The sequence below is a fragment of the Ruegeria sp. H9 genome, assembly GCF_056532915.1.
This window is the reverse complement of the sequence record NZ_JBQFNX010000002.1, coordinates 530,674-547,747: the sequence shown is the minus strand read 5'-3', so window position 1 is coordinate 547,747 and position 17,074 is coordinate 530,674. Positions and strand designations below refer to the sequence as shown.

General features: G+C 55.5%; 19 protein-coding genes and 1 tRNA gene. 15 read left to right on the top strand and 5 right to left on the bottom strand.

What is annotated here, in order from left to right; translation table 11 throughout:
- Nucleotides 1-249: 249 nt before the first annotated feature.
- On the bottom strand, nucleotides 250-2,067 hold the full coding sequence (gene typA / locus ACR0CZ_RS11280; RefSeq protein ID WP_170393029.1) for a translational GTPase TypA: 1,818 nt from the start codon (nucleotides 2,065-2,067) through the stop codon (nucleotides 250-252).
- 76 nt (nucleotides 2,068-2,143) lie between these two features.
- Nucleotides 2,144-2,479 carry a DMT family transporter gene (locus ACR0CZ_RS11275; RefSeq protein ID WP_480503260.1) on the bottom strand — a complete coding sequence of 112 codons (336 nt, stop codon included), beginning with the start codon at nucleotides 2,477-2,479 and terminating at the stop codon, nucleotides 2,144-2,146.
- 186 nt (nucleotides 2,480-2,665) lie between these two features.
- On the opposite strand from ACR0CZ_RS11275, the gene ACR0CZ_RS11270 reads away from it, so the two are divergent.
- Nucleotides 2,666-2,797: a hypothetical protein gene (locus ACR0CZ_RS11270; protein ID WP_255612097.1), complete on the top strand. Its 132-nt coding sequence runs from the start codon at nucleotides 2,666-2,668 to the stop codon at nucleotides 2,795-2,797.
- Nucleotides 2,798-2,869: 72 nt separating this feature from the next.
- On the opposite strand, the gene ACR0CZ_RS11265 is transcribed toward ACR0CZ_RS11270, so the two are convergent.
- Together ACR0CZ_RS11265 and ACR0CZ_RS11260 are read right to left on the bottom strand one after the other, a co-directional pair.
- Nucleotides 2,870-3,115 carry a hypothetical protein gene (locus tag ACR0CZ_RS11265; RefSeq protein ID WP_170393030.1) on the bottom strand — a complete coding sequence of 82 codons (246 nt, stop codon included), beginning with the start codon at nucleotides 3,113-3,115 and terminating at the stop codon, nucleotides 2,870-2,872.
- Nucleotides 3,115-3,768, bottom strand: coding sequence for an alpha/beta hydrolase (locus tag ACR0CZ_RS11260; protein WP_008758207.1), 654 nt, complete (start codon nucleotides 3,766-3,768; stop codon nucleotides 3,115-3,117). Before ACR0CZ_RS11260 ends, ACR0CZ_RS11265 begins: the two co-directional genes overlap by 1 nt.
- Before the next feature lie 178 nt (nucleotides 3,769-3,946).
- Between ACR0CZ_RS11260 and iscR the strand changes: the two genes are divergently transcribed.
- From iscR to ACR0CZ_RS11210, 10 genes are all read left to right on the top strand, one after another.
- Nucleotides 3,947-4,405, top strand: coding sequence for a Fe-S cluster assembly transcriptional regulator IscR (gene iscR, locus ACR0CZ_RS11255; protein WP_170393031.1), 459 nt, complete (start codon nucleotides 3,947-3,949; stop codon nucleotides 4,403-4,405).
- A 54-nt stretch (nucleotides 4,406-4,459) separates the two neighbouring features.
- Nucleotides 4,460-5,503, top strand: a complete 1,044-nt coding sequence (locus ACR0CZ_RS11250) for a cysteine desulfurase family protein (RefSeq protein WP_170393032.1) — start codon at nucleotides 4,460-4,462, stop codon at nucleotides 5,501-5,503.
- 18 nt (nucleotides 5,504-5,521) lie between these two features.
- Nucleotides 5,522-7,042, top strand: coding sequence for a Fe-S cluster assembly protein SufB (gene sufB / locus ACR0CZ_RS11245; RefSeq protein ID WP_170393033.1), 1,521 nt, complete (start codon nucleotides 5,522-5,524; stop codon nucleotides 7,040-7,042).
- A complete protein-coding gene (locus tag ACR0CZ_RS11240; RefSeq protein WP_170393034.1) occupies nucleotides 7,042-7,245 on the top strand; it encodes a hypothetical protein in 204 nt (67 codons plus the stop codon). Before sufB ends, ACR0CZ_RS11240 begins: the two co-directional genes overlap by 1 nt.
- 51 nt (nucleotides 7,246-7,296) lie before the next feature.
- A complete protein-coding gene (sufC, locus tag ACR0CZ_RS11235; protein ID WP_170393035.1) occupies nucleotides 7,297-8,052 on the top strand; it encodes a Fe-S cluster assembly ATPase SufC in 756 nt (251 codons plus the stop codon).
- Complete coding sequence (gene sufD / locus ACR0CZ_RS11230) at nucleotides 8,052-9,332, top strand: Fe-S cluster assembly protein SufD (protein ID WP_170393036.1); 1,281 nt, start codon at nucleotides 8,052-8,054, stop codon at nucleotides 9,330-9,332. The genes sufC and sufD overlap by 1 nt, the downstream gene beginning before the upstream one ends.
- Entirely contained in the window at nucleotides 9,332-9,817 is a 486-nt protein-coding gene (locus tag ACR0CZ_RS11225) for a YIP1 family protein (protein ID WP_170393037.1), read from the top strand. The genes sufD and ACR0CZ_RS11225 overlap by 1 nt, the downstream gene beginning before the upstream one ends.
- A complete protein-coding gene (locus ACR0CZ_RS11220) occupies nucleotides 9,814-10,380 on the top strand; it encodes a Yip1 family protein (RefSeq protein ID WP_170393038.1) in 567 nt (188 codons plus the stop codon). Before ACR0CZ_RS11225 ends, ACR0CZ_RS11220 begins: the two co-directional genes overlap by 4 nt.
- Nucleotides 10,381-10,393: 13 nt before the next feature.
- Nucleotides 10,394-11,614, top strand: coding sequence for a cysteine desulfurase (locus ACR0CZ_RS11215; RefSeq protein WP_170393039.1), 1,221 nt, complete (start codon nucleotides 10,394-10,396; stop codon nucleotides 11,612-11,614).
- Nucleotides 11,615-11,671: 57 nt separating this feature from the next.
- A tRNA-Arg gene (locus ACR0CZ_RS11210) sits at nucleotides 11,672-11,748 on the top strand.
- Nucleotides 11,749-11,877: 129 nt separating this feature from the next.
- Here the strand turns inward: ACR0CZ_RS11210 and mepK are convergent.
- Entirely contained in the window at nucleotides 11,878-12,447 is a 570-nt protein-coding gene (gene mepK / locus ACR0CZ_RS11205; protein WP_170393040.1) for a peptidoglycan L,D-endopeptidase MepK, read from the bottom strand.
- A 345-nt stretch (nucleotides 12,448-12,792) separates the two neighbouring features.
- On the opposite strand from mepK, the gene ACR0CZ_RS11200 reads away from it, so the two are divergent.
- The 4 genes from ACR0CZ_RS11200 to ACR0CZ_RS11185 are packed head-to-tail and all read left to right on the top strand — an operon-like array spanning nucleotide 12,793 to nucleotide 17,027.
- Nucleotides 12,793-14,394 carry a L,D-transpeptidase family protein gene (locus tag ACR0CZ_RS11200; RefSeq protein WP_170393041.1) on the top strand — a complete coding sequence of 534 codons (1,602 nt, stop codon included), beginning with the start codon at nucleotides 12,793-12,795 and terminating at the stop codon, nucleotides 14,392-14,394.
- Between the two features lie 34 nt (nucleotides 14,395-14,428).
- Complete coding sequence (gene lpxD / locus ACR0CZ_RS11195; protein ID WP_170393042.1) at nucleotides 14,429-15,520, top strand: UDP-3-O-(3-hydroxymyristoyl)glucosamine N-acyltransferase; 1,092 nt, start codon at nucleotides 14,429-14,431, stop codon at nucleotides 15,518-15,520.
- A 32-nt stretch (nucleotides 15,521-15,552) separates the two neighbouring features.
- Nucleotides 15,553-15,810 carry an acyl carrier protein gene (locus ACR0CZ_RS11190; protein WP_170393043.1) on the top strand — a complete coding sequence of 86 codons (258 nt, stop codon included), beginning with the start codon at nucleotides 15,553-15,555 and terminating at the stop codon, nucleotides 15,808-15,810.
- Nucleotides 15,811-15,818: 8 nt separating this feature from the next.
- Nucleotides 15,819-17,027: a beta-ketoacyl-[acyl-carrier-protein] synthase family protein gene (locus tag ACR0CZ_RS11185; RefSeq protein ID WP_170465353.1), complete on the top strand. Its 1,209-nt coding sequence runs from the start codon at nucleotides 15,819-15,821 to the stop codon at nucleotides 17,025-17,027.
- The last annotated feature ends 47 nt before the right edge of the window (nucleotides 17,028-17,074 follow it).

Genomic DNA, 17,074 nt, shown 5'->3' with positions numbered 1-17,074 from the left:
ACTAAATTGCCGTATACTCAAACGGCGTCACACTTTGAACACAAAGTCCTCTTTCTATCGCCTATTTTCAAGCAAACTTTCTGTTGGATTTCTGTGATCCAGCTCACTCAAACACGATTAATCCATAAAAAACAAAAAGAAGACCTGCTGTTGCACCAGGTCTTCTTTTTCTGTGTTGTTTCTAGCCTGACGCAAAAATGTCACGAATGTGGCAATGTTTCCAAAACGTGAACAAGTTCACAGCATTGATCAGGCTGATTTTGACATCCGTTTACGCTCGTGCGGATCCAGATAACGTTTGCGAAGCCGGATCGCATTGGGTGTAACCTCGACCAGTTCATCGTCGTCGATATAGGCGATTGCCTCTTCAAGCGAGAACTGAATATGAGGGGTCAGCCTTACTGCGTCGTCCGAGCCGCTGGCACGCACGTTTGTCAGCTTCTTACCTTTCAGCGGATTCACTTCCAGATCATTGTCTCGCGAATGCTCGCCGATCACCATGCCTTGATAGACATCAGTTTGCGGGCCAACAAACATGCGGCCACGCTCTTCCAAATTCCACAGCGCATAGGCGACCGCCTGACCGTTTTCCATCGAGATCAGAACACCCGCACGTCGACCAGGAATCTGCCCTTTGTGGGCTGCCCAGCCGTGGAAGACCCGGTTCAAGACACCAGTTCCGCGTGTATCGGTCAGGAACTCTCCGTGATAGCCGATCAGGCCACGAGACGGCACGTGGGCGATGATCCGGGTTTTGCCTGCCCCTGCAGGGCGCATTTCAGCCAGTTCACCTTTGCGCGCACCCGTGATTTTCTCGATCACCGCGCCAGAATATTCATCATCCACATCGATCGTGACTTCTTCGATAGGTTCAAGGCGCTGGCCGTCCTCCTCGCGGAACAAAACCTGTGGGCGCGAGATGCTGAGCTCGAATCCTTCGCGGCGCATGTTTTCGATCAGAACACCCATTTGCAATTCGCCGCGACCAGCAACCTCGAAGGCCTCGCCGCCGGGCGTGTCGCTGATGCGGATGGCTACGTTCGATTCGGCTTCTTTCATCAGGCGATCACGAATGACCCGAGACTGAACCTTTTTGCCGTCACGACCGGCCAGCGGGGAATCGTTTATGCCGAAGGTCACTGTGATGGTTGGCGGATCGATAGGCTGGGCAGGCAGGGCCTCGTCGACTTGCGGGGCTACAAGGGAATCTGCCACGGTGGCTTTGCTCATACCCGCAATCGTGACAATGTCGCCTGCTTCAGCGACGTCGATGGGTTGTTGAGCTAATCCACGGAATGCAAGGATTTTCGACGCGCGGAAGCTTTCAATCTGGGTGCCGTCTCGGCTGAGTGCTTTGAGGCTGTCACCCGCTTTCAGAGTTCCACTTTCCACACGACCGGTCAGAATGCGACCGATGAATGGATCGCTGCCCAAAGTGGTGGCGAGCATCCTGAACGGTTCGTCCTTTTTCTCGATCTGCTTGGGGGCGGGGACGTGATCAACGATCAGATCGAACAGGGCGGTCAAGTCCTTGCGCGGACCGTCAAGCTCCATATCGGCCCAGCCGGCCCGGCCCGAAGCATACATGGCCGGGAAGTCCAGCTGATCGTCATCGGCGCCCAAGTTGGCGAAAAGGTCGAAACATTCGTCCAGAGCGCGATCAGGCTCGGCATCGGGTTTGTCGACTTTGTTCAGCACGACGATCGGGCGCAGGCCCAAAGCCAGCGCCTTTGAGGTCACGAATTTGGTTTGCGGCATCGGGCCTTCGGCGGCGTCGACCAGCAGTACAACGCCGTCGACCATGCTGAGAATACGTTCGACTTCCCCACCGAAATCAGCGTGGCCGGGGGTGTCGACGATGTTGATGCGGGTATCCTTCCACTCAACGCTGGTGGCTTTGGCCAGGATGGTAATGCCGCGTTCGCGTTCCAGGTCGTTGCTGTCCATGGCGCGTTCTGCCACGGCCTGGTTTTCCCGGAACGCGCCGGATTGTTTGAGCAGCTCATCCACCAGGGTCGTCTTGCCGTGGTCCACGTGAGCGATGATTGCGATATTGCGCAGGTCCATGAGAGGTCAGCCTTTGAACGGGAAGTTGCCGCGCGCATAACGCGGCGCGACAAAATATACCAGCCCTAACCGGCGGTCAGTGGCCCGCTGTGGCTGAAAACAGGTGGATGATCAGAATGCCACTCAAAATCATGCCCAAACCCAAGACTGCGGGCCAATCGAGTTTTTGGCCAAAAACCAGAAATCCAATCAGTGCGATCAGGGCAATACCAAGGCCCGACCAGATTGCATAGACAATGCCCACAGGCATGACCTTTAACGTGAGGGCCATAAGATAAAAGGCCGACCCATAGCCAACCACGACAAGAGCCGACGGCCAAATTCGCGTAAACTGATGGCTAGCCTGCAACGCAGTCGTGCCGATGGTTTCCGCGATAACAGCCAACATTAGGATTAGGTAGGTCTTTGGCACGAGCGATGCCTCTCTGAATTATCGCGAAAGGTTGAGCATACTTGCGATCATTTGGGCAAGGGGATTCAGATGCAGATGATCAAAACCCTAACTTTACCAAAGGTCAGGTAAACCCGACTATTCGGGCTTTTGCATTCGTGCTAAACACTCAATTGTTTTTAGTGTGTTTTTAATGAGTTTGATAAGATGACGACTTTTGCAAAATCGGTCATTATCGCTTCGGTTTTGATTGTGGCGTTGGGGTGGCTTGCAGACGGGGGGTCCGTCGACATTGATGCAGCCCAGAATGTTGAGCGGTTCACAGGTTTTCCGGTTTAGGCGCCCACCGAGCGATATCCTCGAAAAGGAGCTTTCGGGCTCCTTTTCTTTTCTTCAGACGCTAAGCAATCTTTACTGCTTTTCGATCGCTTTCAGCTTGGATCGATGTTCAGACAGTCTTTTCACCACGAATTGACGCGCCTTGCGTTCCGCCAGCCTAACCCGGATTTCGGTCAAGAACGCTTCTTCCAGAGATTGCGAGGCTGCGCCGAGAACGTCTCCAACCTCCACAAAGAATCGATCCTCGCCTGTCTCGTCCATAACCTTCATCGTGTCCTCGGCCAATCTGGCGGCGAGGGTAGTGATGGTATCGGACATCAGCGCGTATTCTCTGTCAGGCGGCGTTTCACGTAATCCGTCACATCTGTCATCAGCGTGTCCATGTGGCGGTCTTGGAAGAAGTGATCGGCACCTTCCACCTCATTATGGGTGATGGTGATACCCTTTTGTTCATGCAGCTTTCCGACCAGAGACGCAGTGTCTGCAGGTGGCGCGACACGGTCCGCCAATCCGTTGATGATCAAGCCAGAAGACGGGCAGGGTGCCAAGAACGAAAAGTCGTACATGTTTGCGGGCGGCGATACACTGATGAAGCCAGTGATCTCGGGGCGGCGCATCAGAAGCTGCATTCCGATCCATGCACCGAACGAGAACCCAGCGACCCAGCAATGCTTGGAGTTGTTGTTCATCGACTGAAGGTAATCCAGCGCTGATGCTGCATCGCTCAGCTCACCTACACCCTGGTCATACTCACCCTGGCTGCGACCAACGCCGCGAAAGTTAAAACGCAGAACCGTGAAGCCCATGTTGTAAAAGGCGTAATGCAGGTTATAGACCACCTTGTTGTTCATGGTCCCGCCAAATTGTGGATGCGGGTGAAGCACGATAGCGATCGGTGCGTCTTTTTCCTTTTGCGGGTGGTAGCGGCCTTCCAGGCGGCCTTCGGGTCCGGGAAAAATCACCTCGGGCATGTGTGCTTTGGTCCTGTTTTTTGACGCGTCGGCCCCGAGATTATCTTGACGGTAATCCTCAGGTACCTTAGAACGGTTCTAATTACATTGTGTCGCGTGAAAACGCTGTCAGTGGGAGATACGCACTGGCTCGGGCGACGTCAATGTTTTCGCGCAGTTCTTGCCTGAAGGAAACAAAATGAAGCTGTCGACCAAAGGCCGCTATGCGATGGTTGCGCTGGCGGATATCGCCCTTCAGTCCTCGGACAAACTCGTCACGTTGGGCGAGATTTCCGAACGCCAGGATATTTCACTGCCGTATTTGGAGCAGCTTTTCGTGAAACTGCGCCGAGCTGATCTGGTCAGTTCAGTACGCGGACCGGGTGGGGGCTATCGCCTGGCGCGACCTGCCTCGGAAATCCGTGTGGTCGAGATACTGGCCGCGGTTGATGAGACGGTGGATGCGATGCACAAGGGGGCAGGTGCCTCGGGCGCGTCTTCGGGCAGCCGGGCGCAGTCACTGACCAATCGGTTGTGGGAAAGCCTGAGCGCGAATGTTTACGTATTCCTGCATCAAACGCGGCTGTCGGATGTAATTCGGAATGATCTTGCACCGTGTCCTGCTGTTCCCAGCTTGTTCGCAGTCGTGGACGATTGATCTGATGACGTTTTTCTGTGTTCCGTCAAAACCCATCTTGGAAAAGATACATCTATGAAACGGGTTTATCTCGACCATAACGCAACCGCCGCTCTGAGGCCCGAGGCCCGCGATGCAATGATCGCGGCGATGGATTTGGTGGGCAATCCGTCCTCGGTCCATGCCGAAGGGCGCGCCGCAAAAGCGGTGGTCGAGAAAGCGCGGGCTCAAATCGCAACAGCGTTTGGGGCCGATGGTGCCGACATCGTGTTTACTTCTGGTGCGACGGAGGCAGCGGCTTTGGCCATGGCGGGGCGCGATCTTCAAGGTGCAGCGATTGAACATGACGCGGTAAGAGCTTGGATTAATGAGGTTCTGCCTGTCTCCCAAGGCGGTTACGTTGACGTGCCGGACGCTTCCCGATCCACGCTACAACTGGCCAATTCGGAAACTGGAATTGTTCAAACTTTGCCTGCCGGTCTTGCGGTCACCGACGCGACTCAGGCTTTTGGTAAGTTGCCGATAGCCTTCAACTGGCTGGGGGCTGAGATGGCGCTGATTTCAGCCCACAAACTTGGCGGGCCAAAAGGGATCGGGGCGTTGGTGATGAAACGCGGCACCGATCTTGCTGCGCAAATCAAGGGCGGCGGGCAGGAGATGGGGCGTCGCTCGGGTACAGAAAATGTCACTGGAATTGCGGGGTTCGGAGCAGCAGCTGAAGCCGCGTCCCGCGATTTAGCAAATGGCGTTTGGGAAAACGTTGCAGAACTTAGAAATATTCTAGAAAACGCTCTTGAGGCTGGTACGAAAGCTACTATTTTTGTCGGGAAAGACCAAGGGCGACTCCCCAACACTCTGTGCTTCGCCACACCGGGCTGGAAGGGTGAGACCCAGGTCATGCAGATGGATTTGTCGGGATTTGCGATCAGCGCAGGCTCGGCCTGTTCCAGCGGCAAGGTTCGCGCAAGCGCCGTACTGACGGCCATGGGATTTGATGAGATGACGGCCTCCAGCGCAATCCGCGTATCGCTGGGGCCAGAAACGACGGAAGAAGATGTGCTGCGTTTCGCGGAAACGTGGCTTGAAAAAGAGAAAAAGCATCGCGCGCGGGCCGCGTGATCTGACGGAGGGTGAATTATGGCCGCTTTGGACCAGACCCAGGTGAAAGAGGGTGTCGATCAGGAAACCGTAGACGCGGTTCGCGAGGTCAGCACTTATAAATACGGCTGGGAAACTGATATCGAGATGGAGTATGCGCCAAAAGGCGTGAATCCCGATATCGTTCGTCTGATCTCGGACAAAAATGATGAACCTGAGTGGATGACCGAATGGCGTCTGGCCGCGTTCGAGCGCTGGACCCAGATGGAAGAGCCTAAATGGGCGATGGTGCACTACCCGCCGATCGACTTTCAGGACCAGTATTATTATGCCCGTCCGAAATCGATGGAAGATAAACCCAAATCTCTTGATGAGGTCGATCCCAAACTTCTGGCGACTTACGAAAAGCTGGGTATCCCTCTGAAAGAACAGATGATCCTGGCAGGTGTCGAGGGCGCTGAGAATGCACCGGCAGAAGGCCGTAAGGTTGCTGTTGATGCAGTATTTGACTCGGTGTCGGTCGGGACGACTTTTCAGGAAGAGTTGAAGAAAGCCGGCGTTATCTTCTGCTCGATTTCCGAGGCGATCAAAGAGCATCCGGAACTCGTCAAGAAATACCTGGGGACGGTCGTACCGGTCTCGGACAATTTCTATGCCACGCTCAACTCGGCTGTATTCTCGGATGGTTCATTCGTCTACGTCCCACCGGGCGTACGCTGCCCGATGGAACTGAGCACATATTTCCGCATCAATGCTGAAAATACCGGCCAGTTTGAGCGCACGCTGATCATCGCCGACAAGGGCTCTTACGTCTCATATCTGGAAGGCTGCACCGCGCCCCAGCGCGACACCGCTCAGTTGCACGCGGCGGTTGTCGAGATCATCGTCGAAGAAGATGCCGAGGTGAAATACTCGACCGTTCAGAACTGGTTCCCCGGGGATGAGAATGGCAAAGGCGGTATCTACAACTTTGTGACCAAGCGCGCCGATTGTCGGGGTGATCGGTCCAAGGTGATGTGGACGCAGGTCGAAACCGGCTCGGCTGTGACCTGGAAATACCCGTCCTGCATCCTGCGTGGCGACGATAGCCAGGGTGAGTTTTACTCGATCGCAATCACGAACAACATGCAGCAAGCCGACACCGGCACCAAGATGGTGCATCTGGGCAAGAACACCAAGTCGCGGATCGTATCGAAAGGGATTAGCGCCGGTAAGGCGCAGAATACCTATCGTGGTCTGGTGTCGATGCATCCAAAGGCCAAGGACAGCCGCAACTATACGCAGTGCGACAGCTTGCTGATTGGCGACAAATGCGGGGCGCATACGGTTCCGTATATCGAGGTGAAGAACAACTCATCTCGGGTCGAGCACGAGGCGACTACCTCGAAGGTAGACGACGATCAACTGTTCTATTGCCGTCAGCGTGGCATGGACGAGGAAGAAGCCGTGGCCTTAGTCGTCAACGGGTTCTGCAAGGACGTTCTGCAGGCGCTGCCGATGGAATTTGCGATGGAAGCGCAACAGCTTGTGGCAATCAGCCTTGAGGGATCAGTCGGCTGATGACACCAAAACCCCAACAGCGACTCCGAAAGGACGATGTCCTGACCGTGCTTGGCTATGCGTTGCCGGTGCTCGGCGGCCTGTTGGGGGTTGCTTACGTCAATACCAAGTACATGGACTTCATAAACCCGGTTTGGGCAGTGGGCGCAGGCGCGTTGCTTGGATGGATCATCGCCCGCGTGATCCGCAAGGTGCTGGGATAAGAACTTATCGGGGTCGCAATGCGCCCCTTGCGAGATGCTAAAGGACAGAAAATGCTGGAAATCAATAACCTGCACGTCAAACTTGAGGAAGAAGACAAGCAAATTCTGAAAGGGGTCGACCTGACGGTCGAGCCTGGCAAGGTGCATGCGATCATGGGGCCCAATGGCTCGGGCAAATCAACGCTCAGCTACGTGTTGTCTGGTCGTGATGGCTATGAGGTGACCGAGGGCGGCGCGACGCTTGATGGCGAGGATCTGCTTGAGATGGAACCGGAAGAACGTGCAGCCGCAGGTGTGTTTCTGGCGTTCCAGTACCCGGTCGAGATTCCCGGTGTGGGCAACATGACCTTCCTGCGCACCGCCGTGAATGCGCAGCGCAAAGCACGTGGCGAGGAAGAGCTGTCGGCGACGGATTTTTTGAAAGAGGTTCGTGCCAAGGCCAAGGCGCTGAAAATCGACGCTGAAATGTTGAAACGTCCGGTCAATGTTGGCTTTTCGGGTGGTGAGAAAAAGCGCAACGAAATCCTGCAAATGGCGATGCTTGAGCCGAAGATGTGCATCCTGGATGAGACAGACTCGGGCCTTGACGTGGACGCGATGAAACTGGTGGCCGAGGGTGTGAACGCCCTGCGCGATGAAGGGCGGGGTTTCCTTGTTATCACGCACTATCAGCGGCTTCTCGATCACATCAAACCTGACGTGGTTCACATCATGGCGGATGGTCGTATCGTGAAATCCGGTGGTCCCGAACTGGCGCTGGAAGTTGAAAACAACGGCTATGCCGACATACTGGCCGAGGTGAACTGATGGCTTTGCCCCAAGCAAAACAAACGGCGACCGAGGAACGGCTGGCAGCGCTGACCATGCCGGATGCGGGATGCACACGGAAAGCGCGCGAAGCCGCAATTGCACGTGTACGCGCGATGGGTTTGCCCAGTCGTCGAGATGAATACTGGAAATATACCCGTCCAGACACTCTGGTCTCTGCGGAAGCTCCCAGTGCTGCTTTGTTCAAAACGGATGAACCGGCTCTGTTCCACGCGCTCGACCGACTGAAGATCGTTTTCATTGATGGCGTATTCAGCCCGGAAGAGTCTGATGATCTGTCTCTGGAGGGTGTAACGATCGATCGGCTGGAAGATATCTGTTGCAAAGATATCCATTGGGCCAAAGAGTTATACGGCGTTCTTGAAGCAAAAGGCCAAGATCCAGTGGCGCGTCCCTTGGCGGCGCTGAACACGGCCTATGCGTCAGATGGAGTTGCCATTCATGTATCCGGCAAGCCGAGCAAACCGATTAACCTGATTTATCGCCATGAATCTGAAACGTCGGATGCGATCCTGCATCACGTCGTTCGGGTTGAAAGCGGTGCCGAAGTCACGATCCTTGAAAACGGACCCGCAGCGTCGCGCTTCAACAAATGCATGGAGATCGATATCGCCGACAATGGCACGCTGCATCATATCCGTGCGCAGGGCAGGGATCATCAACGCCGTGCGGCGACTCATATGTTCTCGCGGCTTGGCAAAGAATCCGTCTATAAATCCTTCACGCTGACCGTGAACGGAGTTTTGACGCGAAACGAGCAAGTCGTCGAACTGACGGGTGACGATGCGGTCGCTCACGTGGCGGGTGCGTGTGTTGGAGACGGTGATTTTCTCCATGATGACACGGTCTTTGTCACGCATGATGCGGTGAATTGCGAGAGCCGCCAAGTGTTCAAGAAGGTGCTTCGCAACGGTGCGACGGGTGTTTTTCAGGGCAAGATCTTGGTGAAGGAAGGTGCTCAGAAAACCGACGGTTACCAGATCAGCCAGTCGCTGCTTCTGGACGATGACAGTCAGTTCCTCGCCAAACCCGAGCTTGAGATTTACGCCGATGACGTGGCGTGTTCGCACGGTTCGACCTCGGGCGCCATTGATGAAACGGCTTTGTTCTACCTGCGCTCCCGTGGCGTCCCAACGGCAGAAGCAACCGACATGTTGACACTGGCCTTCCTGGCTGAAGCCGTTGATGAAATCGAGGACGAGGATCTGGCAGCTGATATCGTGTCCCGATTGCAAGATTGGCTGGCACGCCGCCGCTGATGCCTGTCACAACTGATATCGTGGCCACGTATCGCGGACCGGGGCGTGTGGTGCGTCGGCTGCTTGATATGGGGCCGCGCGAAGATCGCGCATTGGCGTTTGTGATGGCGTTCTGTGTAATAGGCTTTATCGCGCAATTGCCCGGCCTTGCACGGAGGGCTCATCTGGAAGGGATAGAGCTGAACATGCTGATGGGCGGGGCCCTGTTGGGCTCGGTCTTTATTCTGCCATTGTGCTTTTATCTTCTTGCTTGGCTCACCCATTTCATCGCGCGGATGATGGGGGGCGTTGGCACCAGCTATGGCGCGCGGCTAGCCTTGTTCTGGGCGCTTCTCGCGTCAGCGCCTTTGGTGTTGCTGAATGGGCTGGTGTCCGGTTTCATCGGCCCCGGGTCAGCGCAAACACTTGTGGGGCTGTTATGGGTTGCGGTTTTTCTCTGGTTCTGGTTGTCGGGCCTCAAGCAATCGCAAAAGGCTGCTAAATGAATTCCACCGCGCTGCTCAACCTGGTCGTTCTGACCCTGTCCAATCCAGCCGAAGCCGCAAGACGATTGCTCGCGTTGCGGCTGGGTACGGATGTACTATGGCTCGCCTTTTCTCTTGCGGTGATCCTGAACGCTCTGGTCCAGTCTGCGTCCAGCTTCGTCCTGCCGCTTATCAGTCCGGATGTTCAGCAACTGGCTGAGCCACTATCGAGGACGCTTTTTGTTTCCGTTGCGGCAATCATGATCAGCGTCGTGACGTTCCTATTAGTGGGCCGCGTCCTGGGTGGAACGGGAACGTTCAATGACTTCATGACGCTGATTGTCTGGTTGCAAATCCTGCAAATTGCGGGGCAAGCAATCATTCTAGCGCTGGTTGCAGCGCTGCCGTTTCTATTCTTACCGGCCAGTCTGGCGATGCTGGGTCTTAGCCTTTACATCACCCTGCATTTTCTCAACGAGGCGCATCGATTTAAGTCGTTGGGAAAGTCGTTTGTTGTGATCCTGATCTCTGGTCTTGTGGCCGTCCCGTTTGTTCTTTGGCTGATCCCCGCCGGGTCTGTATAGGGAATTCCTGTCTATGTATGACGTACAAAAAATCCGCGCAGATTTTCCGATCCTGTCACGTCAGGTCAACGGAAAGCCGCTGACTTATCTAGACAACGGGGCCTCCGCGCAGAAACCCCAGGTGGTGATCGACGCGATCACGCAGGCCTATGCGCACGAATATTCGAACGTGCATCGAGGGCTTCACTATCTGTCAAATCTCGCGACCGAGAAATATGAGGCCGTCCGTGGCACGGTTGCGCGGTTTCTGGGCGTATCAAACGAGAATGAGATTGTCCTGAATTCGGGTACGACCGAAGGAATCAATTTGGTCGCCTACGGTTGGGCAATGCCACGCCTGCAGGCGGGGGACGAGATTGTCCTCAGCGTGATGGAACATCACGCCAACATCGTGCCGTGGCACTTCCTGCGCGAACGGCAGGGCGTGGTGCTGAAATGGATCGACGTCGATGCGACCGGCCATCTTGACCCTCAGGCGGTAATCGACGCCATTGGCCCCAAGACAAAGCTGGTTGCGGTGACCCAGTGCTCGAACGTGCTGGGCACTGTGGTTGATGTCAAAGCAATCACGCAAGCCGCCCACGTCAAAGGCGTTCCGGTTCTGGTGGATGGCAGCCAGGGCGCGGTTCATATGCCCGTCAATGTCGATGACATCGGATGTGACTTCTATGCCATCACGGGTCATAAACTGTACGGCCCATCCGGTTCTGGCGCAATTTTTATCAAATCGGACCGCATGGCTGAAATGCGCCCCTTTATTGGTGGCGGTGACATGATCAAAGAGGTTTCAAAAGATCAGGTGATCTACAACGATCCGCCAATGAAGTTCGAGGCCGGAACCCCCGGCATCGTGCAGACCATCGGGTTGGGTGTGGCGCTTGACTATATGATGGACCTTGGCATGGAGAGCATCGCATCGCATGAGGCCGGCTTGCGCGACTATGCGATGCAACGGTTGAATGGATTGAACTGGCTGCAGGTTCAAGGCACCACAGCGAACAAAGCCGCGATATTCAGCTTTACTTTGGATGGGGCAGGGCATGCCCATGATGTTTCAACCATTCTGGACAAAAAGGGTGTCGCCGTGCGCGCAGGCCACCACTGCGCCGGGCCGCTGATGGATCATTTGGGGGTCACTGCTACCTGTCGTGCCAGCTTTGGGCTTTATAACACGACGGATGAGGTCGACACCCTGATCGATGCGTTGGAGCTTGCCCACGATCTGTTTGCCTGATCGTACTGCGGATTTGCAGTTGCACCCGGATTGGAACGAGGGTAGCTAACGGCCAAGGCACCTGTAGCTCAGCTGGATAGAGCGCTGCCCTCCGAAGGCAGAGGCCAGAGGTTCGAATCCTCTCAGGTGCGCCATTTCACCCTTGCTAGTCGTCATATTACGCAGAACTGACGGTGCACGAACCTGTTCTTTCCAGGCAAAACAAAACCCCCGCCAGAACTATCTGATGGGGTTTGTGCAAAAGCGAAAGATGAAATGCTCGATTAGCCGCGCCACGAGCGGATGACACCGCAATCCATGTGAACGAAATTCGAACGATAATACTGTCCAACGCCACCGGCACGGCAGGCCATCGCTGCTTTGCCCATTTGCGAGACCGAGCGTGATGACAGTCGCAGATCAGCAGCCTGACCCTTCATATGAAGCGAATTCTTGGCAACACCCCGCGAGCGGCGGCGCAGCATTGCGTTGGTTTGCGGCGAGCGGTAACCGGACAGCAGCATGTAGGGTTCGCTGACATCCAGAAGATTGTGGGTGGCCGCCATGATGTCGATGGTCCTCAGGTCCACTGACTTGACTTGATCGCTGCGCCAGTCGCGCATGAAGTGATTGACCTCTTTCACCGCGTCTTTGATGTATTTGCCATCAACCCAATAGACCATATCGATACGTTCACCGGTACGGCCGGAATACATGCGGATACGGCGAATATCACCTCCGCCGCGAAGGAAACCTGCTGCGTTGGAATATGTGGGGGCTGCAACAACTGCGGTTGCGGCGAATGCGCCCAATAGGGCACGCCGGGTCAGGCCCGAGGTACTGCTCTTGGTCATTTTTTGTTTCGTCCCGTACTGTTCCTGCCTGCACACGATGTTACGCGTGCCGTATTAATTTTTTCCCATCCCAGATGCGGGATTTATGGCACAGTAGGATTCAACAGCCAAGAAATCTTTGGTCGCAGTCAAATCAAGGGGGAAATTTCGGCAGTTTTTTGCGCAACTGATGCAAGTATGCTTGCTTTTGGCGCAGTTCGCGCGTCGGCGATGCAAACGCGCACCAGGGGTCAAAGAAGCGGTCTGGTGATGAATTTGTGAATAGACATCAGGCGCTCGGCAAAACATTATTTTCAGACGCCGCTTATAGGGCGTGACAAGTCATTGAAGAAACAGGGCCATCCTATGTCATTTGTTACCCGTGCTCGTTCAAGTGTTTTTATCGCCGCTTTCCTTGTGGCTTCGGCCTCAGTCGCGCAGGCGGGGACGGATGGCACAGCGTTTCAAATGGCCGTTGCGGAAAGTGTGTCCAACAGCCCGGCAATTGCTGAGTTTTATCGCACAAACGGGTTTGATCCGGTTTGGGTTGGCGATACGCCCGAGCATGCTGCACGACGCAAAGCTCTGATCGAAGCGCTTTCGACGACCGACCTGCATGGATTGCCTGGGGCACAATACGACGTCCAGACTTTGGTGACAAAGATGCAGGACGCGCGCAACACCCGTGATCTGGGCATGCTCGAGGCCGAGCTGACACGGGTTTTTGTCAAATATGCCAGAGACTTGCATTCCGGTTCTGTAACGCCTTCGCAGATTGATCCCGGCCTAGTGCGGGCGGTGGAACGACGCAGCGCCGCAGCGCATCTTGAACTGCTCGTTTCCAGCCAGGGTGATACCTATTTCAGGGATATGATGCCTCAATCGCGCCAGTATCTTGCGCTGTTGAAACAGAAGAAGGCGCTGGAAGCGCTGATGACACAAGGTGGCTGGGGCGAGACCGTTCCTGTCTCCAAGCTTGAGCTTGGGGACACAGGGAGCAATGTCATCAGGCTGCGCAATCGACTTGTCGCGATGGGTTATCTGAAGCCTACTGCCAGCCCAAACTATGATGATGCGCTGTTTGCGGCGGTGCAATCCTTTCAGGCTGCTCATGGTCTTGAGGCGGATGGCGTAGCTGGCAAAGGCACGATTTCCGAGATCAATCGCCCAGTTTCAGATCGCTTGAAAGCTGTTTACGTTGCGCTTGAACGGGAGCGCTGGTTACCCAAAGACCGTGGTGAGCGGCATATTCTGGTGAATCTGGCTGATTTTTCTGCCAAGATCGTCGATGACGGGCAGGTCACGTTTGAGACTCGTGCCGTGATCGGCAAAAACACACATGATCGCCGAAGCCCAGAGTTCTCAGATGAGATGGAGCATATGGTGATCAACCCAAGTTGGTATGTGCCACGCTCGATCATCACGAAGGAATATCTGCCGCAATTGCGGGCCAATCCAAATGCTGTCGGCCATATCCAGATCACCGATCGCCGTGGCCGTCAGGTGAATCGTGGAGCGGTTGACTTTACCCAATTCACTGCGCGTAATTTCCCGTTTTCCATGCGTCAGCCCCCCAGCAAAAGCAACGCACTGGGGCTAGTGAAGTTCATGTTCCCTAATAAGTACAACATCTATCTGCATGATACGCCTCAGAAATCTCTGTTCGCACGCGAGGTTCGGGCATTCTCGCATGGATGCATCCGTTTGGCGCAACCGTTCGAGTTTGCCTATAAGCTGCTGGCCAAGCAGGAAGAGGATCCAAAGGCGTTTTTCCACCGGGTGCTGAACACGGGCAAAGAAACGAAGGTTGAACTGGATAAAAAAATTCCGGTGCATCTGATTTATCGCACGGCCTATATTGGCCCCAAAGGCGAGGTGCAGTATCGCCGCGACGTGTATGACCGGGATCGCAAAATCTGGGAAGCGCTGCAAAAGGCAGGGGTGGTCCTGCCGGACGTTCAAGGGTAATCACGAGGCAAATCCCGCCACGAGGACGCCCGACATGCAGTTTACCGTTCAACAAATCGCCGATTCCTTGGGGGTCGTCGCAGAAGGCCAGACTGGGCTGACCATCTTGCGGGCAGCCGAGCCGGGAGATGCCGGGCCAACCGATCTGGCCATGGCGATGTCGCCAAAATATGCTGAAGCCTTGGAGACCGGTACAGCACGGGCCGCGGTTTTGTGGGATGGCGCGGACTGGAAAGCACTGGGGCTTGAGGCCGCCATTTTTGTGCAACGCCCCCGCATGGCGATGGCAGGGATCACCGCGATGCTGGATCGCGGGCAGGGGATTGCGCCGGGAATTCATCCATCGGCTGTCATTGATGAAACCGCCGAGATCGGGGTAGACGTATCGGTCGGCCCGCTTGCTGTTATCGGCGCGCGCGCGCGCGTCGGCGCGGGTTCGGTTATCGGCGCGCATTGCGTGATCGGTATGGATGCGTCGCTTGGTGAAAACGCTCTGCTGCGCGAAATGGTCAGCATCGGTGCGCGGGCTCAAATCGGTGATCGCTTTATCGCGCAGCCGGGTGCCCGTATCGGCGGGGACGGTTTCAGCTATGTCACACCAGAAGTCTCGGGTGCCGAAAATGCGCGGAAAACTCTGGGTGATCAGGGGGATGCAAAGGCGCAAAGCTGGTTGCGCATCCATTCGCTGGGTGCGGTCGAGATTGGCGATGACGTCGAGGTCGGCTCGAACTGCACTGTCGACAACGGGACCATACGCAATACTGTAATCGGTAGTGGATCGAAACTGGATAATCTTGTCCACGTGGGACACAACACCCGAGTCGGGCAGGATTGTTTGTTATGTGGGCAAACCGGCGTTTCTGGTTCGGTCGAGATTGGTAATAACGTAGTACTGGGTGGTCAGACTGGTGTTGTCGATAATATTTTCATCGGTGATGGCGTGATTGCCGGTGGCGGCACCAAGATTCTGTCAAATGTTCCTGCTGGTCGCGTGATCATGGGCTACCCGGGCATTAAAATGGAAAGCCATACCGAGATATATAAAGCCCAACGTCGTCTGCCCCGATTGTCGCGCGACGTCGAGGCGCTGAAAAAGGCTGTTTTCAAACAGCCTTCAAGTGATTAAATCATCCCCAAGGCGAAAATCAGGGGATCGAGATGAGCATCAGCGACCGCGTCATAGCAATCATTGCCGAACAGGCCGTGCTTGAGCCTTCGGATGTGACGCCCGACAGTACGCTCGAAGAATTGGGCATCGATAGCCTGGGTCTTGTTGAGAGTATCTTTGCCATCGAGGAAGAGTTCGATATCACCGTGCCCTTCAACGCAAACGAGCCCACATCCGGCGATTTCGACATTTCGAATGTGACAGCGATCATTGCGGGTATCGAAAAACTCGTGTCTGAAAAGGTCTGACCGCTGGTATGAAACGCGTCGTCATTACGGGTGCTGGCACCATTAACGCGTTGGGCCATTCCGTTCCCGACACTCTGGAAGCCATGCGCGAGGGTCGTTGTGGTATCTCCGAGCTTGAGTTTCGTGATGTGGATCGCCTGTCGATCAAGATCGGCGGTCAAGTCCGGGGTTTTGAGGCCGAGGGCCGTTTCAACCGCCAACAGATGACGCTGTATGATCGGTTCACGCAGTTCACGTTAACCGCCGCCAAAGAAGCGATCGATCTATCCGGTATCGTATTCTCGGGTGACACAGCCGCGCGGTCGGGGGTGGTGCTGGGAACGGCCGGTGGTGGCGTCTCCACCTGGGATGACAACTACCGCTCGGTTTACGAGGATGGTAAAAATCGCGTGCATCCTTTTGTCGTGCCCAAGCTGATGAACAACGCGGCGGCCAGCCACGTTTCGATGGAGCACAACCTCAAAGGCCCTAGCTTTACAGTATCAACAGCGTGTGCGTCTTCGAACCATGCGATGGCGCAGGCATTTCAGATGGTGCGCAGCGGGGCGGCGCCCGCAATGGTGACCGGTGGCTCGGAGTCGATGCTGTGCTTTGGGGGCGTCAAGGCATGGGAAGGGCTTCGCGTCATGTCAAAAGATGCCTGTCGGCCCTTTAGCGCAAACCGAAACGGGATGGTGCAAGGCGAAGGTGCGGGTGTTTTTGTGTTCGAAGAATACGAACACGCGCGCGCGCGCGGAGCAGATATCCTGTGCGAGGTCGTGGGCTTTGCCATGTCCTCGGACGCGGCCGACATAGTTATGCCCAGCAAACAAGGGGCAGCACGGGCCATGGCCGGGGCGTTATCGGATGCACGGCTGAATGCAAGCGATGTGGGTTACATAAATGCCCATGGGACCGGCACGGCTGCAAATGACAAAACCGAATGTGCAGCCGTTGCTGGTGTGTTTGGTCCACACGCCGACGATCTGATGATTTCGTCAACAAAGTCCATGCACGGACACCTGATCGGCGGTACCGGCGCAGTTGAGCTATTAGCCTGTATCATGGCCCTGCGCGACGGGGTGATCGCCCCGACCATTGGCTATGAAGAGCCCGACCCCGAATGCGCGCTGGATGTGGTGCCAAACGAGTCGCGTGAAGCGAAAGTTAATGTCGCCCTTAGCAATGCTTTCGCCTTTGGTGGGCTGAACGCCGTTCTTGCGTTGAAGCGTATATGAAGAAACCGCCGTGTTATCACGGCGGCTTTCTTATTCGATGTTTTTGC

What these genes read in the sequence shown, in the direction of transcription:
- sufC (WP_170393035.1), top strand. Translation starts at nt 7,297, where the DNA reads ATGCTGGAAATCAATAACCTGCACGTCAAACTTGAGGAAGAAGACAAG.
- ACR0CZ_RS11185 (WP_170465353.1), top strand. Translation starts at nt 15,819, where the DNA reads ATGAAACGCGTCGTCATTACGGGTGCTGGCACCATTAACGCGTTGGGC.
- sufD (WP_170393036.1), top strand. Translation starts at nt 8,052, where the DNA reads ATGGCTTTGCCCCAAGCAAAACAAACGGCGACCGAGGAACGGCTGGCA.
- mepK (WP_170393040.1), bottom strand. Translation starts at nt 12,447, where the DNA reads ATGACCAAGAGCAGTACCTCGGGCCTGACCCGGCGTGCCCTATTGGGC.
- iscR (WP_170393031.1), top strand. Translation starts at nt 3,947, where the DNA reads ATGAAGCTGTCGACCAAAGGCCGCTATGCGATGGTTGCGCTGGCGGAT.
- typA (WP_170393029.1), bottom strand. Translation starts at nt 2,067, where the DNA reads ATGGACCTGCGCAATATCGCAATCATCGCTCACGTGGACCACGGCAAG.
- ACR0CZ_RS11265 (WP_170393030.1), bottom strand. Translation starts at nt 3,115, where the DNA reads ATGTCCGATACCATCACTACCCTCGCCGCCAGATTGGCCGAGGACACG.
- sufB (WP_170393033.1), top strand. Translation starts at nt 5,522, where the DNA reads ATGGCCGCTTTGGACCAGACCCAGGTGAAAGAGGGTGTCGATCAGGAA.
- ACR0CZ_RS11200 (WP_170393041.1), top strand. Translation starts at nt 12,793, where the DNA reads ATGTCATTTGTTACCCGTGCTCGTTCAAGTGTTTTTATCGCCGCTTTC.
- ACR0CZ_RS11240 (WP_170393034.1), top strand. Translation starts at nt 7,042, where the DNA reads ATGACACCAAAACCCCAACAGCGACTCCGAAAGGACGATGTCCTGACC.
- ACR0CZ_RS11215 (WP_170393039.1), top strand. Translation starts at nt 10,394, where the DNA reads ATGTATGACGTACAAAAAATCCGCGCAGATTTTCCGATCCTGTCACGT.
- ACR0CZ_RS11220 (WP_170393038.1), top strand. Translation starts at nt 9,814, where the DNA reads ATGAATTCCACCGCGCTGCTCAACCTGGTCGTTCTGACCCTGTCCAAT.
- ACR0CZ_RS11190 (WP_170393043.1), top strand. Translation starts at nt 15,553, where the DNA reads ATGAGCATCAGCGACCGCGTCATAGCAATCATTGCCGAACAGGCCGTG.
- ACR0CZ_RS11225 (WP_170393037.1), top strand. Translation starts at nt 9,332, where the DNA reads ATGCCTGTCACAACTGATATCGTGGCCACGTATCGCGGACCGGGGCGT.
- ACR0CZ_RS11260 (WP_008758207.1), bottom strand. Translation starts at nt 3,768, where the DNA reads ATGCCCGAGGTGATTTTTCCCGGACCCGAAGGCCGCCTGGAAGGCCGC.
- ACR0CZ_RS11250 (WP_170393032.1), top strand. Translation starts at nt 4,460, where the DNA reads ATGAAACGGGTTTATCTCGACCATAACGCAACCGCCGCTCTGAGGCCC.
- lpxD (WP_170393042.1), top strand. Translation starts at nt 14,429, where the DNA reads ATGCAGTTTACCGTTCAACAAATCGCCGATTCCTTGGGGGTCGTCGCA.
- ACR0CZ_RS11270 (WP_255612097.1), top strand. Translation starts at nt 2,666, where the DNA reads ATGACGACTTTTGCAAAATCGGTCATTATCGCTTCGGTTTTGATTGTG.